26 protein-coding genes and 1 tRNA gene are annotated in these 26,805 nt (G+C 66.5%); 22 read left to right on the top strand and 5 right to left on the bottom strand.

Translation table 11 applies throughout. The features are described from left to right. Positions 1 to 103: 103 nt before the first annotated feature. From J2X52_RS15575 to J2X52_RS15550, 6 genes are all read left to right on the top strand, one after another. The gene (locus tag J2X52_RS15575; protein WP_310155399.1) at positions 104 to 745 is read left to right on the top strand and encodes a tellurite resistance TerB family protein; all 642 of its coding nucleotides are present in this window, start codon (positions 104 to 106) and stop codon (positions 743 to 745) included. 105 nt (positions 746 to 850) lie between these two features. Then, positions 851 to 1,492 (top strand): M23 family metallopeptidase, encoded by a 642-nt coding sequence (locus tag J2X52_RS15570; RefSeq protein WP_310155395.1) that lies wholly within the window; start codon positions 851 to 853, stop codon positions 1,490 to 1,492. 249 nt (positions 1,493 to 1,741) lie between these two features. Then, entirely contained in the window at positions 1,742 to 2,080 is a 339-nt protein-coding gene (locus tag J2X52_RS15565) for a hypothetical protein (RefSeq protein ID WP_310155392.1), read from the top strand. A gap of 37 nt (positions 2,081 to 2,117) precedes the next feature. Then, positions 2,118 to 2,552 (top strand): hypothetical protein, encoded by a 435-nt coding sequence (locus J2X52_RS15560; protein ID WP_310155390.1) that lies wholly within the window; start codon positions 2,118 to 2,120, stop codon positions 2,550 to 2,552. Positions 2,553 to 2,618: 66 nt separating this feature from the next. After that, a complete protein-coding gene (locus J2X52_RS15555; RefSeq protein ID WP_310155387.1) occupies positions 2,619 to 3,179 on the top strand; it encodes a DUF1439 domain-containing protein in 561 nt (186 codons plus the stop codon). Further along, a complete protein-coding gene (locus J2X52_RS15550) occupies positions 3,169 to 3,879 on the top strand; it encodes a hypothetical protein (RefSeq protein ID WP_310155384.1) in 711 nt (236 codons plus the stop codon). Before J2X52_RS15555 ends, J2X52_RS15550 begins: the two co-directional genes overlap by 11 nt. Positions 3,880 to 4,143: 264 nt before the next feature. On the opposite strand, the gene J2X52_RS15545 is transcribed toward J2X52_RS15550, so the two are convergent. Next, positions 4,144 to 4,638, bottom strand: a complete 495-nt coding sequence (locus J2X52_RS15545; protein ID WP_310155381.1) for an SET domain-containing protein-lysine N-methyltransferase — start codon at positions 4,636 to 4,638, stop codon at positions 4,144 to 4,146. 185 nt (positions 4,639 to 4,823) lie between these two features. Between J2X52_RS15545 and J2X52_RS15540 the strand changes: the two genes are divergently transcribed. The 8 genes from J2X52_RS15540 to J2X52_RS15505 all read left to right on the top strand — a co-directional run bounded on the left by J2X52_RS15540 (position 4,824) and on the right by J2X52_RS15505 (position 14,229). Then, positions 4,824 to 5,291: an SUF system Fe-S cluster assembly regulator gene (locus J2X52_RS15540; protein ID WP_310155378.1), complete on the top strand. Its 468-nt coding sequence runs from the start codon at positions 4,824 to 4,826 to the stop codon at positions 5,289 to 5,291. A gap of 16 nt (positions 5,292 to 5,307) precedes the next feature. Then, positions 5,308 to 6,765, top strand: coding sequence for a Fe-S cluster assembly protein SufB (sufB, locus tag J2X52_RS15535; RefSeq protein ID WP_310155375.1), 1,458 nt, complete (start codon positions 5,308 to 5,310; stop codon positions 6,763 to 6,765). A 101-nt stretch (positions 6,766 to 6,866) separates the two neighbouring features. After that, complete coding sequence (gene sufC, locus J2X52_RS15530) at positions 6,867 to 7,655, top strand: Fe-S cluster assembly ATPase SufC (RefSeq protein ID WP_310155371.1); 789 nt, start codon at positions 6,867 to 6,869, stop codon at positions 7,653 to 7,655. Next, positions 7,655 to 8,893 (top strand): Fe-S cluster assembly protein SufD, encoded by a 1,239-nt coding sequence (gene sufD / locus J2X52_RS15525; RefSeq protein WP_310155367.1) that lies wholly within the window; start codon positions 7,655 to 7,657, stop codon positions 8,891 to 8,893. Before sufC ends, sufD begins: the two co-directional genes overlap by 1 nt. Next, complete coding sequence (locus tag J2X52_RS15520; protein ID WP_310155365.1) at positions 8,890 to 10,173, top strand: cysteine desulfurase; 1,284 nt, start codon at positions 8,890 to 8,892, stop codon at positions 10,171 to 10,173. Before sufD ends, J2X52_RS15520 begins: the two co-directional genes overlap by 4 nt. Before the next feature lie 112 nt (positions 10,174 to 10,285). Next, on the top strand, positions 10,286 to 10,825 hold the full coding sequence (locus J2X52_RS15515; RefSeq protein WP_310155362.1) for a GNAT family N-acetyltransferase: 540 nt from the start codon (positions 10,286 to 10,288) through the stop codon (positions 10,823 to 10,825). After that, positions 10,822 to 11,157, top strand: a complete 336-nt coding sequence (locus J2X52_RS15510) for a non-heme iron oxygenase ferredoxin subunit (protein ID WP_310155359.1) — start codon at positions 10,822 to 10,824, stop codon at positions 11,155 to 11,157. Before J2X52_RS15515 ends, J2X52_RS15510 begins: the two co-directional genes overlap by 4 nt. A gap of 669 nt (positions 11,158 to 11,826) precedes the next feature. After that, positions 11,827 to 14,229, top strand: a complete 2,403-nt coding sequence (locus tag J2X52_RS15505) for a TonB-dependent receptor (protein ID WP_310155357.1) — start codon at positions 11,827 to 11,829, stop codon at positions 14,227 to 14,229. A gap of 134 nt (positions 14,230 to 14,363) precedes the next feature. On the opposite strand, the gene J2X52_RS15500 is transcribed toward J2X52_RS15505, so the two are convergent. Further along, complete coding sequence (locus tag J2X52_RS15500; RefSeq protein ID WP_310155356.1) at positions 14,364 to 14,984, bottom strand: HutD family protein; 621 nt, start codon at positions 14,982 to 14,984, stop codon at positions 14,364 to 14,366. A gap of 450 nt (positions 14,985 to 15,434) precedes the next feature. Next, on the bottom strand, positions 15,435 to 15,794 hold the full coding sequence (locus tag J2X52_RS15495; RefSeq protein ID WP_310155354.1) for a ComEA family DNA-binding protein: 360 nt from the start codon (positions 15,792 to 15,794) through the stop codon (positions 15,435 to 15,437). A 207-nt stretch (positions 15,795 to 16,001) separates the two neighbouring features. Here J2X52_RS15495 and J2X52_RS15490 point away from each other — a divergent pair, with 207 nt between their 5' ends. Then, positions 16,002 to 17,522, top strand: coding sequence for a M20 family metallopeptidase (locus J2X52_RS15490; RefSeq protein WP_310155352.1), 1,521 nt, complete (start codon positions 16,002 to 16,004; stop codon positions 17,520 to 17,522). Positions 17,523 to 17,926: 404 nt separating this feature from the next. Here the strand turns inward: J2X52_RS15490 and J2X52_RS15485 are convergent. Further along, a tRNA-Phe gene (locus tag J2X52_RS15485) sits at positions 17,927 to 18,002 on the bottom strand. A 152-nt stretch (positions 18,003 to 18,154) separates the two neighbouring features. Between J2X52_RS15485 and J2X52_RS15480 the strand changes: the two genes are divergently transcribed. From J2X52_RS15480 to dxs, 5 genes are all read left to right on the top strand, one after another. Beyond that, positions 18,155 to 18,628, top strand: coding sequence for a hypothetical protein (locus J2X52_RS15480; RefSeq protein ID WP_310155348.1), 474 nt, complete (start codon positions 18,155 to 18,157; stop codon positions 18,626 to 18,628). Positions 18,629 to 18,674: 46 nt separating this feature from the next. Beyond that, on the top strand, positions 18,675 to 20,465 hold the full coding sequence (locus J2X52_RS15475) for an acyl-CoA dehydrogenase C-terminal domain-containing protein (protein ID WP_310155346.1): 1,791 nt from the start codon (positions 18,675 to 18,677) through the stop codon (positions 20,463 to 20,465). A gap of 91 nt (positions 20,466 to 20,556) precedes the next feature. Next, complete coding sequence (locus J2X52_RS15470; RefSeq protein WP_310155344.1) at positions 20,557 to 21,216, top strand: HNH endonuclease; 660 nt, start codon at positions 20,557 to 20,559, stop codon at positions 21,214 to 21,216. A gap of 100 nt (positions 21,217 to 21,316) precedes the next feature. Beyond that, positions 21,317 to 22,450: a hypothetical protein gene (locus J2X52_RS15465; protein WP_310155343.1), complete on the top strand. Its 1,134-nt coding sequence runs from the start codon at positions 21,317 to 21,319 to the stop codon at positions 22,448 to 22,450. Positions 22,451 to 22,522: 72 nt separating this feature from the next. Further along, entirely contained in the window at positions 22,523 to 24,436 is a 1,914-nt protein-coding gene (gene dxs / locus J2X52_RS15460; protein WP_310155341.1) for a 1-deoxy-D-xylulose-5-phosphate synthase, read from the top strand. A gap of 41 nt (positions 24,437 to 24,477) precedes the next feature. On the opposite strand, the gene J2X52_RS15455 is transcribed toward dxs, so the two are convergent. After that, a complete protein-coding gene (locus J2X52_RS15455; protein ID WP_310155339.1) occupies positions 24,478 to 25,701 on the bottom strand; it encodes a TraB/GumN family protein in 1,224 nt (407 codons plus the stop codon). A 64-nt stretch (positions 25,702 to 25,765) separates the two neighbouring features. Between J2X52_RS15455 and J2X52_RS15450 the strand changes: the two genes are divergently transcribed. Continuing rightward, entirely contained in the window at positions 25,766 to 25,933 is a 168-nt protein-coding gene (locus tag J2X52_RS15450) for a hypothetical protein (RefSeq protein ID WP_310155336.1), read from the top strand. Between the two features lie 400 nt (positions 25,934 to 26,333). Next, complete coding sequence (locus J2X52_RS15445) at positions 26,334 to 26,555, top strand: hypothetical protein (protein WP_310155335.1); 222 nt, start codon at positions 26,334 to 26,336, stop codon at positions 26,553 to 26,555. Positions 26,556 to 26,805 lie beyond the last annotated feature (250 nt).

Below are 26,805 nucleotides of genomic sequence, written 5' to 3'. Positions count from 1 at the left end.
GCTTCTGAATGATCGGGGTAGCGGCCGGAAACCGTGCACATCCGGTGAACGTATCCCGCCGCATGCTCGGCGCCGTTTTCTCCCGACCGATGGATATCGAACGATGAGCTTCCAGGGTTTTCTCAATCATCTGCTCACCTCGCAGGCCGGCGGCAAGCCGGGCAGCAGCCTGCTCAATGCGGATTTCGGCAAGGGCGCGGCCACCGGCGGCGCGCTGGGCCTGTTGCTCGGCAAGAACAAGAAGACGCGAAAGGTCGCGACGTATGGCGGCCTCGCGGCGATCGGCGTCATGGCCTACAAGGCCTACGGTGATTACCAGAAGCAGCAGGCCGGCGCGCCTGCCGTGCCGCCACAGACTGTCGATCGTCTGCCCGCGCCGCAGGTCGACATCCACAGCCAAGCGATCCTCAAGGCACTGGTCGCCGCCGCGAAGGCCGACGGCCATATCGATGCACGCGAGCGCGAGGTCATCGAAGGCGAGTTCAAGCGCATCGACGAGGGCGCCGACGTGCAGCGCTGGCTGCATGCGGAACTGGAAAAGCCGCTGGATCCTGCCGAAGTCGCCAGCGCCGCGACCACGCCCGAGATCGCCTCGGAGATGTATCTGGCCAGCGTGCTCGTGGCCGACGAGACCAGCTTCATGGAACGCAGCTATCTCGACGAACTCGCACGCCAGCTCAAGCTCGCACCCGAGCTCAAGATGCGCCTCGAGCAGGAAGTGAAGGCGAACGCCGAAGCGCGCTGAGCCCGCTTCGCAGCTCCGAAGCGGCCTGCCCTGTGCAGGCCGTTCTGCATTGCGCTGACCAGCGCACTGACTCGGGCTTCGCGCGCGGCCTGCGACCCTGACGCCATGTCCGAGCCCGATCCCACACCCGAGTCCGCACCGCCGGTCGCACCGAAGTCCACCCGCAAGCCGCGTCGCGACTACACGCCGCAGCTGCGCGCGACCTTGCGTTTCGTGTTCTGGGCGGCCTTGTTCGGGGCCGCCGGCTATTGGGCCTGGCACCAGCCCTTCATGGCGAAGCCGCGCGCGATCGCCGCGCTCTCGGCAGCGCCTGCACCGGACTCGTTGCCGATGCCGGTCGACGGCGTGCGTGCATCGCGCGTTGCCGATACCTACGGCGCGCCGCGCGGACGCGACCGGCAACATGAGGGCGTGGATATCTTTGCACCGCGCGGCACCCCAGTGCGCAGCACGACCGATGGGCTCGTCGTTGGCGTGCGCGAGGGCGGCCTGGGCGGCAAGCAGGTCTGGGTCATGGGCCCGGGGCGACAGCGCCACTACTACGCGCATCTCGATGGTTTCGCGGATCTTCTGGAAGTCGGCGATCTCGTGCGACCCGGCGATGCGCTGGGCGTCGTCGGCGATACCGGCAACGCGCGCGGCACGCCGCCGCATCTGCACTACGGCGTCTACGCCAGCGATGGCGCGTTCGATCCGCTGCCGCTATTGCGCGCGCACGGTGCCGACAACGGCGACGCGGCGCGCTAGCATCCGTGAAGATGCCGCGCATGCGGCGCACGGGGAACATCGGATGTCGCATCGCGCCTGGTGGCTGGTCATCGCGGCCATTGTGTTGCTCGGCATCGCCGTCGCGTTGCAGGAGGGCCTGCGCCGCAATGCGGCCGACGTGCCGGTGCCGGATGCGCCTTCAGCTGCGACATCGGACCGAGCCGCGCATCACCTGTCTGTACCACGCCAGCCGCAAGCGCCGAACTGCGCGCGGCGCACGACGCCGCGATGCGTGACGCCGTGTCAGCCGTGCATGCCTATCTCGCCGCGCTGTTCAAGGACGACCGCAGCGAAGCCGATGCCTTGTGGATCCACGGCCGTCCCGCGACGCCGGGCGAGGCGGATCTGCGTACGCTCGAAGGCGTGACCGGGGTGCGCATCGACAACGAACGCCCGCAGCCGCTGGATGCCGCATCGGTGCCCACAGCGCTGCGCGTACCGGCGCGCCTACGCATCGGCGGGCAGGGACCGCTGCGACGCTACACCGGGCATTACGATCTGCGCCGAGACAGCGAGGCCTGGCGCATCACTGCGGCGTCCATCGATCCGTCACCCGCGCAACGCTAACCTGATCCACGCGACACGACTCTTCGGACACCCTGTGATGGACAAACGGTTCTGGATCTGCGGCTTCACGATCTCCGCCACCGCGCTGGCGCTGGGCTTTTTCGTGCACGGCCTGCTGCTGCGCGACGACTATCTCGCTCTCGCCCATCTGTTCCGCCCACAGTCCGACGCGAACGCACAGGTCGGCTGGATTCTGCTCGCCTACCTGTCGCTGGGACTGGCAATGACCTGGCTCTACCGCTGGCTGCCGCCGCCCCATCGCAGCAAACGCTGGCATGGCGCGCGCTTCGGCCTCGCGATCGCATTGGTTTCCTTCGTGCCCTGGCATCTGCTCGCGCATGCGGGCCAGCCATTTCCATTGGCGCTGTCGCTGAAGCAGATCGTCTTCGACGTCATCGCGATGCTGCTGCTCGGGCTGCTGCTCGCGTGGCTGCAGCCGCACCGCCGACCGCTGGCGCCCGCCCCGGACTGATGGGCCGCTAATCCCGTATTCACAGCACCTGCGTAGGGTGCCTCCATCGTCGTTCCGGAGCGTGCCATGCGCCGTCCCCTGCATCTGTCCGCTGCAGCCCTGCTGCTGCTCGTCGTCACTGCCTGCACTTCGCTCGGCGTGGTCTCGGCCTGGCTCAACGACCAGGTCGCGTTCACGGCGCCGCAACTGCAGCGCCAGCTCGACACGCGCTTTCCGCGCACGTTCGACAAGCTCGGCGGCCTGGTCTCGGTCACGCTCGACAACCCGCGCCTGACGATTCCGCAAGGTGATCGCCGGCTGCGGCTGGATTTCGACCTCGGCGTGGGTGGTGTAGCCGCCGACGATCGTCCGGGCCGCCTCGCTCTGGTGAGTGGCCTGCGCTACGACCCCGCGACCCGCGGCCTGCACCTTGAGGATCCCGAACTGTTGCAGTTCGATCTGCCCGGCTCCAGCGCCCTGCTCAAGGGCGGCGCGCGCGGCATCGTCAACAGCCTGCTGTCGGAGTACGCGCGCAGCGAGCCGGTCTATCGCCTCGACGACGATCTGCTGTCGAAGCTGCCCTCGGGCAAGCGCATCGGCAACGTCGACATCACCGATGGCCGCGTGGTGGTGCACCTTGCGCGCTGACCGCGGTTTCATGCGGCGTGGCGCAGTACTGGCGACCACGTTCGCGCTGGTGTGCGTGCTCGGCGCCTGCAACCGCGATGGGGCACATGCCGATGCTGCAGCGTCCGGCCAGACGGCCGATGGGCCTCTTCCGCAGCCGCAACAGAATGCGGGCGGCGTCACCGGCCTGAGCGGTGAACCAGGACCGGGCAATATTCCGCTTGGCGGCGAACAGCCGCTACCCGAAGCCGGCATCGAGGAAAACGCGCTGCTGCCGCTCGAGGACAATCCAGAGACCGGTCTCACCGGCGTGCCAGGCGAGGCCGCAGTTACCGGGCCGGAGCCGACGCCCGAAGAAGCGGCGGCGGTCATCCGCACCTACTACGCGGCGATCAACGCAGTCGACTATGCGCGCGCCTACGCACTATGGTCGGACGGTGGCCGCGCCAGCGGGCAGTCGCCCGAGCAGTTCGCTGCAGGCTTCGGCGATACCTCGGTGGTGATGGTCGACATCGGCACGCCCGGCGCGGTCGAAGCAGCCGCCGGCTCGCGCTTCATCGAAGTGCCGGTGTCGCTCCGCGCCCAGCAGATCAACGGCAGCAGCCGCCGTTTCGAAGGCCGCTACGTCCTGCGCCGCGCGATGGTCGACGGGGCCAACGATGCGCAGCGCACCTGGCGGATCGCGTCCGCGGATCTGCGGGAAGTGTCTTCGGCGCCGTGATGTTTAAGCCCCTCTCCCCTTGGGAGAGGGGTTGGGGTGAGGGGCTTTTGACGTCACCGACTGAAGCCAGCAGCAACGCGTTCGGTAAAGCCCCGTCCCTCACCCCACCATCGGCATCCGCCGACGGTCCTCCCGCGCTTCGCGCCCCCGGCCCTCGCGAGCCGCGAGGGCGTTCACCGCCACACGAGCCAGTGGCTCGCAAACGTGTCGCTTCACCCCACAGGGAGAAGGGCATAGGGATCCTCCGCTACGCGGAAGACGACATTATTTCTTGGGCTGCAGCATCGTGCCCGTGCACTTCTTCGAACCACACCGACAGCCCCAGAGCTTCTTGAGCTTCGGCGTGTGCCGCTCGGCGAGGGTGATGCCGTAGTTGTAGGCCAGTTCCTCGCCCGCCGCGATGGCGCGCGTCGCTTCGATGAAGACCTTGTCCTTGTGCCGGCGGTCCTTCGGATCCTCCTGCACCACCGCCTCGCAGTTCGGCGCGCAGCTGTGGTTGATCCAGCGCGCGATGTTGCCGTCCTCGTTGGCGTCGATGACGTACTCGTCATTGAGGGTGAACAGGAACGTGTGACCGTCTTCGTCCACGTCGCCATACGCCGCATCGACCTCGTCGTGCGTCCGCAGCCGCCCCTTGTAACGGACAATCCGCTCGCCCTTGGCGATGGCCTCGGTCGCGAACACGCCATTGCCGTGGATGCTCGACAGACGCGCCTCGATCTTCTTCGGCGTCTTGGGCTTCTTCGGCGGCTTGGGCATTGCGGATTCCACGGCGGAGTGAGTCCGCATTGTGGCCAACAAGCCGGCGACCCGCCAGCGTGCACGCGTCTCCCGCCACTTGATGCGATGAACGCAGGCCGCCGGTCTCATTGAGCTGTCGGACCCAAAAGCGTACAATTTTGGTCCGCTTTCCTACGACGCTCGTCCGGTCGCCCCCGCCCGCAATGCTCCGTGTCACCAAGCTCACCGATTACGCCACCGTTGTACTGACCGTGCTGGCCGCACGGCCGGAGACGGTCATGAGTGCGGCCGACCTGGCGGACCAGGCCGGGCTCGAGTCACCGACGGTCAGTAAGCTGCTCAAGCCGCTGGCACAGGCCGGTCTTGTCGAGGGTTTTCGCGGCACCAACGGCGGCTACCGGTTGGCGCGTCCGGCAACGGCGATCAGCCTGGTCGAGATCATCGAAGCCATGGAAGGTCCGCTGGCGATGACCGAGTGCAGCCTGCACGACGGCCAGTGCGGCATTTCCGCCAAATGCGGCGTGCGCACCAACTGGTTGCGCATCAACGACGTCGTCGCCAATGCGCTGCGCAGCGTGACGCTGGCGCAGATGCTCGGCGATGCGCGCGCCACCCCCCTTTCCACCGAAGCCGACGCGAAGCGTATCGACGCCCGCCTCGCTTCCGCATAGACAGTAGGCAGCCCCCATGGCCACCGACATCGCAGAACCGATTGCGAACGCAGAAATCCACGAGCAGCTCGGCCGTCGCTACGACGCCGGCTTCATCACCGACATCGAGTCCGACAGCTTTCCGCCCGGTCTTGATGAGGACGTCGTCCGCGCGTTGTCGGCGAAGAAGGAAGAGCCCGAGTGGATGACCGAATGGCGCCTGGCGGCTTACCGCCACTGGCTGACCATGCCGGTGCCGCACTGGGCCAAGCTGTCGATCGCGCCGATCGATTTCCAGTCGGTCAGCTACTACTCCGCGCCCAAGGCCAAGTACGCCTCGCTCGACGACGTGCCGCAGGAGCTGCTCGACACCTACGACAAGCTCGGCGTGCCGCTGCATGAGCGCGCCAGGCTCGCCGGCGTCGCCGTCGACGCGGTGTTCGATTCGGTTTCGGTCGGTACGACGTTCAAGAAGGAGCTCGCCGAGAAGGGCGTGATCTTCTGCTCGATGTCCGAGGCGATCGCCGATCATCCGGAGCTGGTGAAGCAGTATCTGGGCAGCGTGGTGCCGGTCGGCGACAACTATTTTGCCGCGCTGAACTCGGCCGTGTTCTCCGATGGCAGCTTCGTGTTCATTCCCAAGGGCGTGCGTTGCCCGATGGAACTCTCCACCTACTTCCGTATCAATGCCGGCCACACCGGCCAGTTCGAGCGCACGCTGATCATCTGCGAGGACAAGGCCTACGTGTCCTACCTCGAAGGCTGCACCGCGCCGATGCGCGACGAGAACCAGCTGCATGCGGCGGTCGTCGAGCTGGTCGCACTGGAAGACGCCGAGATCAAGTATTCGACGGTGCAGAACTGGTATCCCGGCGACGAGAACGGCAAGGGCGGCATCTACAACTTCGTGACCAAGCGCGCGGAATGTCGCGGCGACCGCAGCCGCGTGGTCTGGGCCCAGGTCGAAACCGGTTCTGCGATCACCTGGAAATACCCGTCCTGCGTGCTGCTCGGCGACGACTCGAGCGGCGAGTTCCACTCGGTCGCGCTGACCCATCATCGTCAGCAGGCCGACACCGGCACCAAGATGATCCACGTCGGCAAGCGCACCAAGTCGAAAATCGTCAGCAAGGGCATCAGCGCCGGTCGCGGGCAGAACACCTATCGCGGCCTGGTCAAGATCGGCGCGGGCGCCGAGGGTGCGCGCAACTACACCCAGTGCGATTCGCTGCTGATCGGCAAGCAGTGCGGCGCGCACACGTTCCCGTATATCGAGGTCAAGCATCCCGGTGCGACCGTCGAGCACGAGGCCACCACCTCGAAGATCAGCGACGACCAGCTGTTCTATTGCCGCACGCGCGGCATCAGCGAAGAAGACGCGGTCAGCCTGATCGTCGACGGCTTCTGCAAGCAGGTCTTCCGCGAACTGCCGATGGAGTTCGCCGTCGAGGCCAAGAAGCTGCTCGACGTGTCGCTGGAAGGCTCGGTCGGCTGACGCCGCGGCCGGCCCACGGGGCCGGCAAATGCACACGTTCTTCGACGCAGCGTTATCGCGCCGGTTCTCTTTCTCTTTCTCTTTTTCGAATTTCGACACCCATGCTCAATATCGACAACCTCCACGCCTCCATCAACGAGCGCGAAATCCTCAAGGGCCTTTCGCTGCACGTGAAGCCGGGCGAAGTCCACGCGATCATGGGGCCCAACGGCGCCGGCAAGTCGACGTTGGGCAACCTGCTCGCCGGTCGCGACGGATACGAGGTCACCGACGGCACGGTCGCGCTCCAAGGCCAGGACCTGCTGGCGCTCGAACCCGAAGAGCGCGCCGCGGCAGGCGTGTTTCTGGCGTTCCAGTATCCGGTCGAGATTCCGGGCGTGAACAACACCTACTTCCTGCGCAGCGCACTCAACGCGCAGCGCAAGGCGCGCGGTGAGGAAGAACTCGATTCGATGCAGTTCCTCAAGCTGGTGCGCGAGAAACTGGCTGTGCTGCACCTCGACGATCGCCTGCTGCATCGCGGCGTCAACGAGGGTTTCTCGGGCGGCGAGAAGAAGCGCAACGAGATCTTCCAGCTGGCCGTGCTGGAGCCGAAGCTGGCGATCCTCGACGAGACCGACTCGGGCCTCGACATCGACGCGCTGAAGAACGTCGCCGACGGCGTCAACGCGCTGCGTTCGAGTGAGCGCGCCTTCATCGTGATCACGCACTACCAGCGCCTGCTCGACTACATCAAGCCCGACGTCGTGCACGTGCTGGCCGACGGCCGCATCGTGCAGACCGGGGGTCCGGAGCTCGCGCTGCAGCTCGAAGAGAAGGGCTACACCTGGATCAAGGACCGCGTTGCGCCGGAGATCACTGCCCCCGTTCAAGCCGGGGGCGGGCTCTGATGAGCGCCCTGCTCGACTCTCTCGCCGCCGGATTCGAGGGCGACGCCGCACGTCGCGCGGCCCTCGACGCAACGCTCGTGACCGGCCTGCCCGGCCCGCGCAGCGAAGCCTGGAAGTACACCTCGCTGCGCGCACTGGAGCGTCGCAGCTTCGTCGTGCCGCAGGCCGATACTGCCGTCGATGCGGATCTGCTGGCCGCGATTCCCGCGCCGCGCCTGGTCTTCGTCAACGGTCGCCTGTCCGCAGCGCTGTCCGATGCGGGCGCCACCGTCGCCGGCCTGTCGATCGGCACGCTCGCCGATGCCGGCACGCTGCCCCAGATCGACAATCGCGACGACGCCGTGTTCGCCCGCCTCAACGGCGCACTCGCCCGTGACGGCGCGTCGATCTCCATCGAGGCCGGTGCCCGCGTCGAGACGCCCGTGCATCTGGTGTTCGTCGGCGCGCCTGCCGAGGGCGACCTCGCCTGGCATCTGCGCCACCACATCACGCTCGGCGAAGGCGCGTCGCTGACCCTGGTCGAGCATCACCTCGACGCCGGGGCGCACCGCCATCTCGACAACACCGTGATCTCGGTGCGTGTCGCCGACCGCGCCGAGCTGCACCACGTCCGCCTGCAGCACCGCGGCAATGGCGCGACCAGCTTCCTGCGTACCGATGCCGAACTGCAGACCGCATCGGTCTACACCCGCGTCGATGTCGAGGCCGGCGGCGCGCTGTCGCGTCACGAACTCGATGTGCGCCTGCTCGGCGACGACGCGCGTCTGACCGCAAACGGTGTGCTGCTGGCCGGCGGCCGCGCGCACGTCGATACGCGTCTGGGCATCCGCCACATAGCGAAGAACACCGCCTGTGAACTCAAGTGGCGGGGGATCGGCGACCAGCGCGGTCGCGTCGTGTTCCATGGCGGCATCACCATCGATGCCGGCGCCGACGGTACCGACGCCCGCCTGTCGAACAAGAACCTGCTGCTGTCGCCCACGGCCGAGATCAACACCCAGCCGGTGCTGGTGATCCACGCCGACGAGGTGCAGGCCGCGCATGGCGCGACCGTCGGCCAGCTCGATCCGGGGGCCTTGTTCTATCTACGTTCGCGCGGACTGCCGGCCCCGGACGCCCAGCGCCTGCTGACCGCCGCGTTCGTGCGCGAGCCGCTGTCGACGATCACCGATCCCGCCCTGCGTGCACACGCCGAGGCCGGCCTCGATCGCGTGCTGTCGGGGCTCGCGCTCGTATGAGCGCCACCCTGCCACCGCTGACGCCGCCGTTCGATGCGCCCAGCGCGCCGGTCGCGCACGACGGCAGCGTCGACTGGGCCGCGGTGCGTGCGGACTTTCCGCTGTTGCTGCGCGAGGTCCACGGCAAGCCGCTGGTCTATTTCGATAACGCGAACACCGGCCAGAAGCCGGCATCGGTGATCGAAGCCGTCGACGGGTTTTACCGGCGGCAGAACGCCAACGTCAGCCGCGCCGTGCACCAGCTCGGTACAGAGGCGACCGAGGCCTATGAAGGCACGCGCACGAAGCTCGCGCGGTTCCTCAATGTGCGCAGCGATGAACTGGTCCTGTGCAGCGGCACGACGTTCGCGATCAATCTGGTCGCCTGGTCGTGGGCGCTGCCGCGGCTGAAGGCCGGCGACACGATCCTCGTCTCGCGCATGGAGCATCACGCCAACATCGTGCCCTGGCAGCTCGTCGCCGAGCGTACCGGTGCGAGCGTGCGCGTGGCCGAGATTCTCGAGGACGGCACGCTCGATCTCGACGCGCTGCGCCGCGCGATGACGCCCGACGTCAAACTGCTCGCGCTGGCCCACGTGTCCAATGTGCTCGGCACCGTGAGCCCGGTCCGCGAGATCTGCCGCGACGCGCGCAAGCGCGGCATCGTCACGGTCATCGACGGCTCCCAGGCCGTGCCGCATCGCCGCGTCGATGTCGCCGCGCTCGGCTGCGATTTCTACGCCTTCACCGGCCACAAGATGTGTGGCCCGACCGGTACCGGCGCGCTGTGGGCGCGCCGCGAGCATCTGCAGGCCATGCCGCCGTTCCTCGGCGGCGGCGAGATGATCAAGGAAGTCAGCTTCGAGAAGACGGTCTACAACGACCCGCCGCATCGCTTCGAAGCCGGCACGCCGAACATCGCCGGCTTCGTCGGACTCGGCGCCGCGGTCGACTATCTCGACCGGCTCGGCATGGACCATGTCGAATGCCGCGAGGCCGAACTGCTCGCGCACCTGACCGAATCGCTGCAGGAGATCGACGGCCTGCGCATCTTCGGCACAGCGCCGGACAAGGCCGCAGTCGTGGCGTTCCTGATCGAAGGCGCGCACGCGCACGATCTCGCCACGCTGCTGGATCTCGAAGGCGTGGCGATCCGCTCCGGCCAGCACTGCGCGCATCCGCTGCTGCAGTTCTACGGCGTCGCCGCCACCTGCCGCGCGTCGCCCGCGTTCTACAACACGCACGACGAAGTCGACGCCTTCGTCGCCGCGCTGCGCAAGGTGCGCACGCTGCTGGCGTGACGCGGCGCCTGCGCACCTGCAACGCAGCCTGAGAAGCCGCCACCATGACTCCGCGCGCGCAGTCGCGTAGCCAGCGCGGGATAATGCAGGCGTCACGACTTCTACCGCCGCCATGTCCGCTCCCGTGTTCCGCACCGCTTCGCCTCTCGATGTCCCCGCCCTCGTCAACCTGGTGACGTCCGCGTACCGCGGCGAATCCAGCCGTAGCGGCTGGACCACGGAAGCCGACCTGCTCGATGGCGCGCGGATCGATCCCGATGTACTGGCGCGCGACATCGTCCGTCCCGACAGCCGCGTCGTCGTGATCGATGGCGCAGACGGTCGCCCACTCGCCTGCGCGCACGTCGCGATCGAGGATGGCTTCGGCTACTTCGGCATGTTCGCGGTCGACCCCACGCTGCAGGGCCGCGGCACCGGTGACGCCCTGCTGCGCGAATGCGAGCGCATCGCCCGCGACGAATGGCGCCTGCCCGGCCTGCGCATGGCCGTCATCGACGTGCGTGATGCGCTGATCGCCTTCTATGTGCGCCGTGGCTACCGCCGCACCGGCGTGCACAAGCCGTTTCCCTACGGCGACACCCGCTTCGGCATTCCGCGCCGCGAAGACCTGCGCTTCGAGGTACTGGAGAAGACTTTTGGAGTTGCACCATGAGCGAGACCTGGACCTTCGTCTGCGCCACTGCCGAGCTGTTGCCAGGTGAGATGCGCACCACCTTCGACGAGATCACCAGCGTGCCGATCATCGTCTTCAACCTCGACGGCGCGCTGTACGCGCTCGAAGACCAGTGCAGCCACGAGGACTTCGGTCTTTCGAGTGGCGGCGCATTCGATGCGGCAACCGGCACGATCGAATGCGTACTGCATGGTGCGAAGTTCGACGTACGCGATGGCCGTGCCCTGTGTGCACCGGCCTATGAACCGGTGGCGAAGTTTCCGACCAAGGTCGAGCACGGCGGTGTCTGGACGCGCGACGACCGCGACTGACACGCCCGACAGCGCGGCCTGACCGCAAAAGGAATCGTTATCCTTTGATGTCGAGAATCATTCTCGGTTAAGATTATTCGGCGGGCATTCGGCCTGCCGGGGGATCCACGTGCCGCAGGGCATTCGACCATCGATCGCACAGTTCGCCGCGCGCCTGCGCGCGGCAGGAACGTTGCGTGGCACAACGGCCGCGCTGCTGTGCGTGATGGTCTGGGCCGCCACGCTGGGGCCGGCTGCAGTGGCCGCCACGCTGTCCACCGAGGCGGTGCCTCAGACCCCAGCCCTTGAACAGGGCGGCGAAGTACCGGTTGTCCCTGAAGTCCTGTCGATCGCGCGCACGACGCGGGCCGCGCACCGATCCGCGACGCCGACCGAGGCGCCCACTTCGCTCGCAGGCGTTTCCGCGCTGCCTGCTTCCCCACGTCGATCGCGCCCGCATGCGCATCGCCCACGCCTTGTCCGAACATCACGGCGCCCCACAGCATCCCGCGGTCGCCAGCATCGCGGACGGGCGCCGCCCCGCTGAAACCGTCCGCCGGCCCCGCCGGCGTGCCGACCGATCTTCGCGCAACCGGCGCGCGGCATCGCGCGGCTGGTCACACGCCCTTGCATTTCCACACCGGCCAGCCGACGCCACGCCGCGCTTCGACTCCGTCCAACGAGACCTCCATGACCCGTTTCCCGATCCGTCGCCCGCTCGCCATCGCCCTGCTGGGCCTGTTGTCCGCGCCCGCGCTTGCCGACAGTGCCCCGGCGGCGTCGGCCACCGACTTCGACACCATCGTCGTCACCGCCGCCGGCTTCGAACAGAAGCTCACCGACGCGCCCGCGAGCATCAGCGTCATCACCCAGGAAGACCTGACCAAGCGTCCGTACATGACGCTGCTGGACGCGGTGCGCGACATCGAGGGCATCGACGTCGGCGAGACGCGCGACAAGACCGGCCAGGGGTCGATCTCGATGCGCGGCATGGGCTCGGACTACACGCTGATCCTCGTGGACGGCAAGCGCCAGAACAACCACGGCGACATCTATCCGAACAACTTCGGCGGCAACCAGTTCAACCACATTCCACCGCTGGACGCGATCGAACGCATCGAGGTCATCCGCGGTCCCGCGTCCACGCTCTACGGCGCGGACGCGATGGGGGGCGTCATCAACATCATCACCAAGAAGGTGCTCGATGCCTGGCATGGCTCGTCGACGGTGAGCCGCTCGTTCGAGGACAGCGAATTCGGTGACGACACCACGGTCGATGCCTTCGTCACCGGCCCGCTAGTGCCGGGCGTGCTGAACCTCAGCGCGCGTGCCAGCTGGTACGACCGCGACGCATCGAATCCGGTCTACGCGCCTATCACCGACCCTGATGGTGTGGAACGCACGCGACCGCTCGGCTTCGGCGGCGGCGGCAAGACCGTCGACAACACCAACAAGGCAGGCGGCATCACGCTGGCCTGGATGCCGACCGAGAACCAGAGCCTGACGCTGGACTACGACACCTCGCGCCAGGAGTACGACAACGCGATCAAGATCAACGACCAGGGCGTCGAGGAATACCCCGTCGGCACGGTCGACAACATCAACAGCATCTTCACCGCCGGCAACTTCTGCTTAGGCGCCGCCGGCGCCAATGCCAACGCCTGCCGCGCCAACGGTGGCACCTGGGCGCGACGTGCCAATCCCCGGGTCGGCTACGGCGCGGTTCAGGAATTTACTCGCGACGCGTGGTCGCTGACCCACGAAGGCCGCTGGGGGTTCGGCAACAGCTTCGTCTCGCTGTCGCACGTGGCGACCAACAACGACGGCCGCACGATGCCCTTCACTGTGGACGAGCGCGCCGAACTGCTGCGGATGATCGACGGCACCGGCGCCTACGCGGGACTGTCTCTCGCCGAGCGTCGCGATCTCGCGGAATCCACGTTCCTGCCGCGCCCCAAGCGCACGCTCGAAAGCGCGCAGTACACGCTCGACGCCAAGCTCGACATCCCGTTCCAGCTGGCCGGTGAGCACACCGCCGTGCTCGGCACGCAGGTGATCCAGGGCGAACTGACCGACGGCATCTTCGGCATCGAAAGCGGCACGCCGGGCCTGAAGCAGGAACACAATATGTACTCGCTGTTCGCCGAGGACACCTGGTACATCACCGAGCCGTTCGCACTGACCGCCGGTCTGCGCTGGGACGATCACGAGATCTTCGGCAATCACCTGAGCCCGCGGCTGTACGGCGTCTACACCGTGAGCCCGCAGTGGACGATCAAGGGCGGCGTGAGCACCGGCTTCAAGACGCCCAAGACCACCCAGCTCTATGACGGTGTCATCGGGTTCGGTGCACAGGGCACGCTGCCGATGTTCGGCAACCCGGATCTGCAGCCGGAAACCAGCACCAGCACCGAGCTGGCGGTCTACTGGCAGAGCCCGGACGGCCACAACTTCAACCTGACCCTGTTCCACAACAGCTTCGACGACAAGATCGCGTCCCAGTCCTGTGGTCCGGGCACCACCCTCACCTGTACCAGCGCCGGCGAGTTCGCCGACATCGGCTACGCGTCGAGCAGCAGGACGGTCAACATCGACGAGGTGGTGATCCAGGGCGCCGAAGTCGCTGGTCGCTGGCAGATCAGCGAGGCATTCGGCTTGCGCGCGAACTACACCTTCACCGACAGCGAGCAGAAGAGCGGCAGCGAGGCAGGTCTCCCGCTCGGCAACAGCGCGCGCCACATGGCCAACGCCACGCTGGACTGGCAGGCGAGCGAGCGTTTCAACCTGTTCTTGACCGCGGAAGCCCGGTCCAAGCGCTATCGCGGCCTGCATGCCATCACCGGGGAGGTGCTGACGTACAAGGACTACGAGGTGCTGCACCTCGGCGCGTCGTTCAAGCTCAACGAGTCGGTCACCTTCAACGGGCGCATCAACAACCTCCTCGATCGTGACTTCACTACCTACGACACCGAGTTCCGCGAACTCGATGGCACTCCGGGCTTCGACGGCACCGACGAGATCCTCTATTACGACCACTACAACAACAAGGACAAGGCGCGCGGCCTCTGGCTGAGCGTCAACGTCCGGTTCTAAAGCGTCCGGCTCCAAGTGGCTGTATCCCGTGCCTCGCTCGGCATCGGGATAAAGCCTCGAGGACGATGCGCCCGCTCCGTCGATCCGGAGCGGGCGTTTCTGCTGCCGCGATGGCGTCTTATGTGCGCTGCGGCTCAGGCCGCGGGCGCCGCGCGCTGGAACCGGGCCAGCAGCACTTCCCCGCCGCCATCGAGTACATGACGACAACGGCCACCGGGCGCCCGGAGCAGCAGGGTGTCGCCGCGTTCGAGTGGCCGCATGTGCATACCGGCGAGACGCGCCTGCCCCGCGAGCAGGTGCACCATCCAGCAATCACCGGGATCCACGAACACGACCATCGTGCCGACCAGGGGGCGGTGCCAGGTCGACGCCACCACGTCGCCCGGATGCCACATCAGGTTCAGCGCGCTCACCGCCGGGCCTGCTGGCTCTCCACGTAAAGCGCGCTCGCCCGCAAAACGCAGCCGCGCATGCGGCGGCTGCAGGTCCGAGACCTGCCCGTCGTCGAAGCGCAACGTCAGCCCATCGCCGGCAAGCAGCATCAGCTCCCGCTCGACCCCTTCAAACCGGGAAAATGCCGCAGGCTGCTCGATCTTGGCGATCGACAGACGCCAGGTCCAAACGCCCGCCTCGGCGCCCGGTTCGGCGTGGATCTCCCGCGTCCATCCCAGATCATTGCGCCAGCGAAGACGCCGTGCCTCGTGCGCATCGATCCGCTGGATGGATGAGAATTGGCCGGACGACTGGGCGCTCATACCCCAAGTCTAGAACGCTGGCCTGGGACTTTGGGCGAGCCGCCCGGAACCGGCTGATGGGGCAAACGTATTCCATCAGGTGAGGCGGCACGCCGCTGGGCACTTGGTCACTACAAGCGTCACACTTTTCAGCGTCCAGTCCGCGGCGCCGGGAGTCCTGCGTGCCCGGGCTTGCTGGCCTCAGTGAACGGATGTCCGCTCCGCCCTTCGCACTCACAGTGCGTCGCGAGCGAGCGAAGCCCCGCGCGCCGTGCAGGCGCAATGGCGTGGTGAACACCTCGGGCTTCAACTCGGACTGCCATCGCCCAAAAAAAAGATCGCCCGCATCGCATCCAATGCGAGGCGGGCGACGATTACGTCCCTGTAACGGCATCCTGCCGGTCCCGTGGAGCCTCCTGCTCCTCGCTTGATGCCTGCGCGTCCTGTGCAGACCCCAGCGATGGAGTGAAGTCAGCGCAGTTGCGCTGCCCCCTTGTTACCGGCTGCGGCGGGCGGCGTCGCCGCTCGTGTCGCCCCTGCCTGCGATCCGGTGGCGCCGACATCGATGCGATCGACGTTCTGCTCCACGGTCCGCAGCCCGATGCCCTTCACCTGCGCCAGTTGCTCGGCGCTTCGGAACGGCCCGTTTTCATCCCTGTAGGCCACGATGGCTTCCGCCTTGGCCTGCCCCACGTTGTGCAACACGCGTGCCAGCGTGGCTGCATCGGCAGTGTTGATGTTGACCTTATCGACGCTCTCGTTTGCGAATGCAGTGCCCGCCAACAGCAGCGAAAGGCACAGCGACGCCAGCACGCCCCGGATCGACTTCATGTCCTAACTCCTTGGTATTGGGTGGAATCCATTCCCGACTGGCGATTCATTCGTCCTTGCCGGTACTGCCAGTCTTCCCAACACCACGGAGCCAGAATATCCGCGGCCTCGCTAGACCGTAGCCAGCCGAACGCCCGAGCGCGTGTAGGAAATTTCCTACGCAGCGCTCCGCGATAGAATTGGGGTTTACGCACACTGGATACCCGAATGGACAGCAGCCAGACCGACCGATTCGTTGGCGCCAAATGGGAGGACGAAATCGTTCCCCAGCTTGTCGAATACATCCGGATTCCGAACAAATCGCCGATGTTCGATGCCGACTGGGTCGCCAACGGCCACATGGAGCGCGCGGTCGAACTGATGTCGACCTGGGCGCAGGCCCAGTCCATTCCCGGCATGGTGCTGGAGGTGGTCCGCCTCGAAGGCCGCACCCCTCTGATCTTCATCGAGATTCCCGCTGCCAACGGCGGCAGCAATGATGACTGCGTGCTGCTTTACGGGCATCTCGACAAGCAACCGGAGATGACGGGTTGGGACGATGATCTCGGCCCATGGAAGCCGGTGCTGCGCGACGGCAAGTTGTACGGCCGCGGTGGCGCCGACGACGGCTACGCGATCTACGGCTCACTGACCGCGATCCTGGCACTACACGAGCAGGGCCTGCCGCATGCCCGATGCGTGGTGTTGATCGAGGCCTGCGAAGAATCGGGCAGCTACGATCTGCCGGCCTACGTCGACCACCTCGCCGATCGCATCGGCAAACCTTCGCTGGTGGTGTGTCTGGACTCGGGCTGTGGCAATTACGACCAGCTGTGGTGCACGACCTCGCTGCGCGGCCTCGCCGGCGGCAATCTGACGGTCAAGGTGCTCGACGAAGGGGTGCACTCGGGCGATGCGTCCGGCGTAGTGCCGTCGAGCTTCCGGCTGCTGCGCCAGCTGTTGTCACGGATCGAGGACGAGGCGACCGGCCGCATCCTAGTCGACGGGCTGCATGCCGACATACCTGCCGAGCGCCTCGAGCAGGCGCGCCGCGCAGCCGAGGTGCTCGATACCGCGGTCTACGACAAGTTCCCGCTGGCCGGCGCGCTCCAACCCATGTTCCCGAAGAATGCGGATGGGCAGGTTTCCGAAGATCTGTCGGAACTGGTGCTCAACCGCACCTGGCGTCCGGCGCTCTCGGTGACCGGCGTCGACGGCATTCCGTCGCTGCAGTCGGCCGGCAACGTCCTGCGCCCGCATACGGCGGTGAAGCTGTCGCTGCGTCTGCCGCCCACCGTCGACGGCAAGCGTGCCGGCGCCCTGCTGGAGGAGGTGCTTCTGGCCGATCCGCCAAATGGCGCGACGGTCACGCTGGTCCTGGAGAAGGCCGCGACCGGCTGGAATGCACCGGCGATGTCGCCATGGCTTGCGAAGGCGATCGACGATGCCAGCCACGCGTTCTTCGACAAGCCAGCGATGTACATGGGCGAAGGCGGCTCGATCCCGTTCATGGGCATGCTCGGCGAGAAGTTCCCCGGCGCGCAGTTCATGATCACCGGCGTGCTCGGCCCGCACTCCAATGCACACGGCCCCAACGAGTTCCTGCACATCGAGATGGGCAAGCGCGTCACCAGCTGCGTTGCACGCGTGATCACCGAGCATCACCATGCCGGTCAGCGCGGCGAGACCACCGGCGCAGCGGTGGTGGCCGACAGCGGCACGCGCCACGGCGACCACGGCTGCTGCTGAGTGCTGCGCGGGGCCGGCGGAACGCCGGCCCTGCTGTGCCGCAAGACGGGTCGAGACCTAGCCGGTTCCAGAAACGTCGCGCAGTGCGCGGCGTACATCCGCTCCGATAACGCCGGTGGAGCAGACGGAACTGCCAGCCTATCGTGACCACGAGTCTGCGGTGACACAGCACGTTTTTCGCGCTGGGAAGTAAGCAACCACATGGGGCCGTTGCGCGGAGAGGCCGCTGCGCGCCGGTTGCATGTGCCTGGGACTGCTCGGCAGAGTGCTCCGCGGAGCGGACGGCCGCGGCATGCATCCCAACATCGTCACGCAAGACGGCGCGGATAGGCGACGCCCGCATCACGTTATCAGCGCCGAGAACGCAAAAAGCCCGCATGTCTGCGGGCTTTTGCTTGAATCTATGGTGGCCGGGGAGGGAATCGAACCCCCGACACGGGGATTTTCAATCCCCTGCTCTACCAACTGAGCTACCCGGCCACTGCGGGAGGCGCATGATACGGGGCAGGCGCGCGGACGGCAACCGTTTTGCGAAAACCCGTGCAGCGCCCTGGCTGCAGCGCGGTTGCACGCAGCCGTTTGCGACCGGCGACGCGCTAACATCGGCCTCCACCGCAACTGGAGCGCCGCGCATGAAACCGTGGAAACTGCTGACGATCCTGCTGATGGCCAGCGCCCTCGCCGCCTGTGTGACGGGCCAGCGTCGCGTATCCGAGCCTGCCGCGAGCATCCAGCAACTGAGCGTGGGCGCTGACGGCAACTGGTCGGTGGACCTGCGCCTGCAGAACTACAGCAGCATTCCGATGCGCTTCGAATCGATCCGGTTCGTGCTGACCGTTGATGGTGTCAACGCTGGCACGCTGGAAGACACGACCGGGCTGACCATCGGCCCCGAATCGCCCGACATCCTGAGCCTTTCGCTCGTACCGTCGGCCGAGGGCCGTCTGCATGCGGCCGATGCGCTCGCCACGGGCCGCTCGCTGGCGTATCGCCTCGAGGGCAGCATCCGCGCCGCCCCAGACGACCGCGGCAGCGCACGGGCTTACACCGTACGCCGCGACAGCAGTCTCAATCCGGTACCGGGGCTTCCCGGCGTGCTGCGCTGACGCCGCCCCTTCCACGCAACGAAACGCCTACAAGCGAGACAGACGCATGAGCACCTACCACGCCCCGCTGACCGACATCCGCTTCGCCCTGCACGACGTATTGCAGGTCGAACCCCTGTTTGCGTCGCTCGGTTTCGACGACGCCAATCGCGAAACCGTCGACGCCGTGATCGACGAATGCGCGCGGCTGTGTGAAACGGTGCTCGCGCCGCTCAACCGCAGCGGTGACGAACAGGGCGTGCGTTTCGACAAGGCCACTGGTGCAGTCACGACGCCCGAAGGCTTCAAGGCTGCCTACGACCAGTTCGTCGAAGGCGGCTGGACGGGCATGAGCGCGCCGACCGAATTCGGCGGCATGAACATGCCGCATGCGATCGGCATCTGCCTCGAGGAAATGATCGACGCGGCCAACCTCGCCTGGAGCAACTTCCCGCTGCTCTCGCACGGCGCGGTCAACGCGCTGCGCCACCACGGCGAGGACTGGCAGAAGGAAGTCTTTCTAAAGCCGCTGATCGCCGGCACCTGGACCGGCACCATGTGCCTGACCGAGCCGCAGTGCGGCACCGATCTCGGCCTGCTGAAGACCCGCGCCGAGCCGGCCGACGACGGCAGCTATGCGATCACCGGCACCAAGATCTTCATCACCGCCGGCGAGCACGACCTCACCGACAACATCGTCCACTTGGTGCTCGCGCGCCTCCCCGACGCCCCTGCAGGCAGCAAGGGCATCTCGCTGTTCATCGTGCCGAAGATCCAGGTTGCGCGCGACGGTAGCGTTGGCGGACGCAACGCGGTGCGCTGCGGCGCCGTCGAACACAAGATGGGCATCCATGGCTCCGCGACCTGCGTGATGAATTTCGATGGCGCCCAGGGCTACCTCATCGGCCAGCCGCACAAGGGCCTGATGGCGATGTTTACGATGATGAACACCGCGCGCCTCGGCGTCGGCGTGCAGGGCCTGGGCCTTGCCACGCGCGCCTACGAGAACGCGCTGCGCTATGCGCGTGAGCGTTTGCAGTCGCGTGCACTCTCAGGTGCGAAGCTGCCGTCGAAGCCGGCCGATCCGATCCTCGTGCAGCCCGACGTGCGTCGCATGCTGCTGACCTGCAAGGCACTGACCGAAGGCGGCCGTCTGCTGGCCTATCACGCCGGCTCGTTGGTCGACAGCGCGGAGCTCGCCGCCGACGATGCCGCGCGCAAGCAGGCCGACGACCTGCTCGGCTTCCTGACACCGATCGTCAAGGGCTGCCTGACCGAATGGGGCAACGAATGCACCTATCACGCGCTGCAGTGCTTCGGTGGCCACGGCTACATCGCCGAGCACGGCATCGAGCAGTTGGCGCGTGACGCCCGCATCACCACGCTTTACGAGGGCACGACCGGCATCCAGGCGCTGGACCTGATGGGCCGCAAGACCCTGCAACTGCAAGGCGCCGGCCTGCGCGTATTCCTTGGCATGATTGAAAGCTTCTGCGCCGAGCACGCAAACAATGCCGCCTTGGCGGAATTCATCGAACCGCTGCGCGCGAAGGCGGGCGAATGGCAAGCGCTGACGCGTTCGATCGCCGAGCGCGCTACCGCGGATCCCGAGGAGATCGGCGCAGCCGCCTACGACTACCTGTTCTTCTCCGGCTACGTGGCGCTGGCCTACTGGTGGGCACGCAGCGTGGCGGTGGCCGATGCGTCCTCGCGTCCGGAGACATTCAAGGCCGGCAAGCGCGAGACGGCCCGGTTCTACTTCAGTCGTCTCCTGCCACGCACGCTGACGCACGCAGCCGCAATCGCGAGTGGTCCGGCCCCGCTGTTGTCGATAGCGGACGACGCCCTCGACAGCTGACATCCGGCGTGCGCGTCGCGATCACAGCCGCGCGTCTCGCCGCGCGGCTCGTTGCACAAAGTGTCACCGATCAGGTATATGCTCGGGCGCAATGGAGGCAGACAGCGCGATCACACGCCTGATCCCCACCGGCGCTGCAAACGCGCTGGATTCCGGAGTTTCCGCCACACTTTCTGGCCACGCGCTACGTCGCGATGCAGTCCGCCTGCTCGCACTCGACGCCCACGGCCGCGCGCTGAACTGGATCAGCTGGCAGGACGCCGCCTGCCTCTACGCGCGCGGCGCGGTTGCCTGGACGCTCGGCGATCCCTGCATGACCGTACACGGCGGCATGTGCCGGGCGACCGGCCAGCAGAGCCGGATGGATCTGCACCCGATCATCGCCGGTCGCAGCCATGTCCGGCCGAGCGCGATCGATCCAACGCCCGCACTCACCAATACCTCGCTGTTTGCCCGCGACCACCAGTTGTGCCTGTACTGCGGCCGTCGCGCCGGCAGGCAGACGCTGACCCGCGACCATGTCGAACCGCTGTCGCGCGGTGGCCTCGATATCTGGGAGAACGTGGTCACTGCGTGCTTCCACTGCAATTCTCGCAAGGGCGCGCGTACGCCGCAGGAGGCTTCGATGCCGTTGCTGGCGGTGCCGTTCCGGCCGAGCTGGATCGAGCATCTGATCCTCAGCAACCGCAACATCCTCGCCGATCAGATGGCCTTCCTCAGCACCCATCTGCCGCGCCGCGATCGCGGGTGAATTCCGCGCATCGCGCATCGCGCGCGCTGCACAGCATGCGTGGCACTCGATACACTTCACCGATCACGCGCCTCGCGCCGCGTCGCCCGGTATCGCCTGCATGCCCCTGACCATCGCCCTGAGCGGAATGGACACCGCCACCGAAACCGCATTGCGCGCCGCATTCGCCGGCGCCAACGCCCGTCTTGGCGAACCGTTCCTGCTGGTCGCCGAACCCGATGCCGAACACGTCATCGTCGACATGGACAGCATGTACGGCCCGATGAGCTGGCTGCGCCTGCACGCGGCGGGCAAACAGATCGTCGGATTGACCTCGGCGTCGCGGGTACAGACCCATTTCCGGCTTGGGCGCCCCTTCGACGAACGCGCGATGGCTGCGCTGCTGCGCGAGATCGCGGCAACCCAGGAGATCGCGCTGGATATAGAGGCGCCGCCGGCATCGAATCCCGCCGCAACCGCCAACAGCGATGCCGGGGCAGCGGTGGAGGAGCAGCAAGCGCACGAGATCCCGCGGGCTGAAACCACCACTGCGCCGCTGCCAGAGCTCGCTGACATCCCCACCGCGCCTCCAACGGATACCGTCGAGACCATGCGCGACGCGGAGGCGGCGCATCTGCCGGACAGCTCGCAGGACGACCTCGCACAGACGCCGGAGCCTGAACCCGAACGCACCCTGCCCCTGGCAACCTGGCTCAGCGCCGGCGTGTTGCGCGGGCGGCGGCGCTATCGCCGGGAATCGGGTCCGACGTTGTGGCTCGACTTCGACGCGCAGCAGTATCACGGCCCCACGACGCTGAAACCCTTGAGCCAGTACTTCGATGGGCCGATCGCGCGCGATGCACTCGAGTCAGTCGATGACGCAACCTGGACACGCGAAGCGCAGGCCTCCGGCGCGCCGCAGCCGTTGCTGCGACTGGTGTGGCTGGGCGGCCTGCTCGCCGATACTGCCACGCTGACGTTCGCACACGATCTGGACGCCCGCTTCCAACTCAACAAGTGGCCCCAGACCGAGCGGGAATATCCGCGACATTTCCGGATTGCAACGGCGATGATGAAGGGCCCGGCCACCCTCGACGAGATCGTCGCCGCCAGTGGGCTGGCGGAGGAAGACGTGATCCGCTTCGTGAATGCGAATCTGGCCACGGGCTACGCCGAACCGTTCGTTGAGCCGGCCGATCCGGCGGAGACGCCGGCCCGTCAGGGCAACTTCTTCGCGCGCCTGCGCGGTCGCTGAAGGCCGCTGGCAGTCCCGGTTGCATGACAGGCCGATGACGCCAGTCATGGGGCCGCGGCGTACAATTGCGGGATGATCGACTCCACGCGATATCCGCGCCTTGCGCGCATCGACGCGCCGTCCGACCTGCGCCAGTTCGACGAAGCCGAGCTGCCTGCGATCGCCGACGAACTGCGCGCTTATCTCATCGAATCCGTCGGCAAGAGCGGTGGCCACTTCGGCGCCGGGCTCGGCGTGATCGAGCTGACGACCGTGCTGCATTACATGTACGACACGCCGCACGATCGGATCGTCTGGGACGTTGGTCACCAGACCTATCCACACAAGATCCTGACCGGCCGCCGCGACCGTATCCACACCGTCAAGCAGAAGGATGGCGTCGCGCCGTTCCCGAAGCGCGAGGAGTCCGAATACGACACCTTCGGCGTGGGCCATTCGTCGACCTCGATCTCGGCCGCCCTGGGCATGGCGATCGCCAACGCGCAGACCGGCAACGACCGCCGTGTGGTCGCGGTGATCGGCGACGGCGCGATGACCGCCGGCATGGTCTACGAGGCGCTCAACCACGCTGGCGGTATGGAGCCCGAGCCGGACGTGCTGGTGGTGCTCAACGACAACCGCATGTCGATTAGCGAAGCCGTCGGCGGCCTGACCAAGATGCTCGGCCGCGCGACCGGCAACCGCACGCTCAACGCGCTGCGCGAAGGCGGCAAGAGGCTGCTCGGCGACAAGAACAACCCGACCGCGAAGTTCGTGCGCCGCTGGGAGGAACACTGGAAGGGCATGTTCGTGCCGTCCACGCTGTTCGAGGAAATGGGCTTCCACTACACCGGCCCCATCGACGGCCATGACGTCAAGGCGCTGGTCGACACTCTGAAGACGCTGCAGGGTCTCAAGGGGCCGCAGCTGCTCCATGTGATCACCACCAAGGGCAAGGGCTACGAACTGGCCGAGGGCGACCAGATCGGCTACCACGCCGTGTCGCCGTTCGATCCGGTCAAGGGCCTGATCGCCAAGAGTGGTGTGAAGAAACCGACCTACACCGACGTATTCGGCGGCTGGATCTGCGACATGGCCGCGGCCGATCCGTTGCTGCTCGGCATCACCCCGGCTATGCGCGAAGGCTCGGGGCTGGTGCGCTTCTCGAAGGAGTATCCGGCGAGGTATTTCGATACCGCCATCGCCGAACAGCATGCGGTGACGCTGGCCGCAGGCATGGCCTGCGAAGGCGCAAAGCCGGTCGTCGCGATCTATTCGACCTTCCTGCAGCGCGCCTACGACCAGCTGATCCACGACGTCGCGGTGCAGAAGCTCGACGTCCTGTTCGCGATCGATCGCGGCGGCGTCGTCGGTCCGGACGGTGCCACGCATGCCGGCAATCTCGACCTGAGCTTCCTGCGCTGCGTGCCGCACATGGTGGTCATGGCGCCGGCCGACGAGAACGAATGCCGCACGATGCTAACGACCGGCTTCCGCCATGAGGGTCCGGCCGCGGTGCGTTACCCGCGTGGCACCGGCCCCGGTGTCGCAATCGACACCCGGCTTGAGACCATGCCGATCGGCAAGGCGGAACTGCGACGCCGCGGCGCGCGGATCGCCTTGCTGGCGTTCGGCGCGATCGTGCCGGCGGCCGAGGTGGTGGCCGACGAACTTGATCTCACCCTGGTCAACATGCGCTTCGTGCGCCCGCTCGATCGCACGCTGCTGCTGGAACTGGCGAAGACCCACGAGGGCTTCGTGACACTGGAGGACAACGTGATCGCCGGCGGCGCCGGTTCGGGCGTCGCCGAACTGCTCAATGCCGAAGCCGTCACGATGCCGATGCTGCACCTCGGCCTGCCGGATGCGTTCCAGCACCACGCCAGCCGCGAGGATCTGCTCGCCGAAGCAGGACTGGACGTGGACGGCATCAAGAGCGCGGTCCTGCGTCGCTGGCCGGACCTGGCAGCGCGTCCTGCCGCGAGTGCCCAGGCCGCCGCAGGCTGAGGCCCCCAGACCGCGCAGCGGCCAGCCTCACGGCGGATGGATCAAGGCGTGGCGGCGCCTGAGCGTGCCGCGTCCTCATCCTCCACCACATCCGCTTCGTCAGGCGCGAGCACGGTATCCACCCGCGGCCGTAACGCCGCCAGATATCCAGCCGTTCCCAACAGATCGTCGATCGAGAGCGTCGCAAACGACACGCGGTGCTTGGCGAGCGCATCGTCTGCGGCCGCCAGCCAATGCGCACGCACCTGCGCTTCTAGACCGTCGAGCCCCCGCTTGCGTGCGGCTTCGGACTGCAGGAGGGCGGACATGCAGGCGCGCACCTGACTGCCCTGCCCGGCCGTCGCCCGCAGCACATCGAGATCCCCGACGGCCCAGGCATTGGCGCGCGCAGCCACCTGCGGCAGTCCTCGCTCGATGACATCCAGCGTGTCGCGCATGCAGGACACGTCCTCGGGCTTCAGGCCCTCTTTGCGGAAGTCGGCCAGTGCTGCGCGTGGATCGTCGACCTTGACCTTGAGCATCGTTGGAGTCAGCGTCATGCCGCGCGCTTTCAGAACCTCGTCGAGCACGGGGCTGATCACACGCCCCTCGCGCAGACCATTGGCGTCGAGCGCAGCGCGATACAGCTCGTAGACCGCGATTGCCGGCCGCTTGCGCTCGATGCCCCGGTCACGCCCGATATAGCGCGCTTTTAGCACGGACCATCGCTGGTACACCTCCACCGGCAGCAGTTCCTCCAATGTGGCGCCATCGGGGTTCCGCGAGGCGCGCATGGCCGCGGGCAACATCGTCAGCCCGCGAAACATGCCGATATCCGAGCCGATGCTCACCCCGGGCGGGCCGAGCACCACGCCGGCGTCGGCGAGTACCTCGCGGACCTCGTCCGACCGCCAGCTGATGGCCTTGGGCAGTGGCGACTGGGTGCCGAGAATGTAGAGCGTGTTCTCCCCGCGACGCACGCGCCACAGACCCGGGCCTGGCTGCACACCAGTGACCACGACGGTATCCATATCGCGGACATCGGATGTTTCGGCCTGGATTGCGGCGGCAGGCACAGCAATCGGCGCGTCCTGCGCCTGTGCCAGCGCGCACAGCGATGCAAGTGCAAGGGTGAGCGCCGTGACGCCGAGTCGCTTGTCCATCAGCCAGATCCGTTCAAGAAGATGAAGGCCGAGCATACGAAGCGCCGATCGCAATGTGCATCGCTTGCCGAAGTTCGTCTGCGTTCTGTTCAGCGTTGAGTGACCGGGTGGCGCTCTGAGCATGGCGCAGACGCCTCACCGACATCCGCAGCGCTAGGGTGCGACCTTCTCTTCAGGGGACTCCCGCATGACGATCAACGAAGACCAGCGACGCATCCTGCGGGATATCGACGCGACGACGCCCATTACCGAATCAGAGACCGATTGGGCCGTCAAAGCCGGCTACGCCGTGCTGGCCGAAGACGGCGACATCGACCTGACCCAGGAGGCGCGCGCGCTGCTGGATCAGACCTGAGCCCGATCGCACACGCCTCTCAAACAGAACGGCCCGCGCTTTCGCACGGGCCGTTCGGATGTTGCGTTTATTGGTCGGGGTAGCCGGATTTGAACCGACGACCAATTGCCCCGAGGCTTGAGCTCAATGCGGCCTAAGTCGATGAGCGAAAACGGATATCGGGGACTACCCGACGACCTGATCAGGCAGCGACTTTCGCCTGACACAGTATCGATATCGCAGATCAGCCGCCGGCCGGTGCATCCCTACGCACGAGTCGGATTTTTCCTACTCCCCATGAGGCGCTGTCGAACGACTGTGGAAATGCCGGCAAGGACTCGCTCTGGCGCTAGGACATCCCCGCTCTGTAGCGCGGACGCCGTCAATGAAGCTGGCAACCTTCCTTCAACGGAGATCAGCAATGAAGCGGAAGATTGGAATGTTTGCTGCAGCCCTTGGATTCGGACTGCTGATGACAGCTGGAACCGCGTCGGCAGTGCCGTTCGAGCAGTGCGAGTTCGATGGGCAGACTGGCTACACCTACGGCTCTGAGAACGGGCTCAACGGGTACCACCTCTGGCAGTGCGCAGGGGGGAATTGGTATTACCAAGCCTACTGCGGCCCGAACATCTGCATCGTCTAACAATGAACTAGACGGACGTAGAGACAACACCAGCTAATAGAGAGCCCCGCTTCGCGGGGCTCTCCTGCGTCTCAGAGAATGATGCAGTTGCCCCGCCTGTCAAACTGGCATTCGGTGAAAAAGATCCACTTCCGTTATCGCATAGATAGGTACGCTGGAGTGGCCCGGCTAATTCGGACACCTGATAACGGGGACAATGGTCCCGGAGGTGTTCCATGGTCAAGCGTCAGCAGTTCACGGCCGAGTTCAA

Source organism: Luteimonas sp. 3794, assembly GCF_031456825.1.
Classification (GTDB): Bacteria; Pseudomonadota; Gammaproteobacteria; order Xanthomonadales; family Xanthomonadaceae; genus Luteimonas.
The sequence above is the reverse complement of the archived record's forward strand: the minus strand, read 5'-3'. Positions and strand labels throughout refer to the sequence as shown.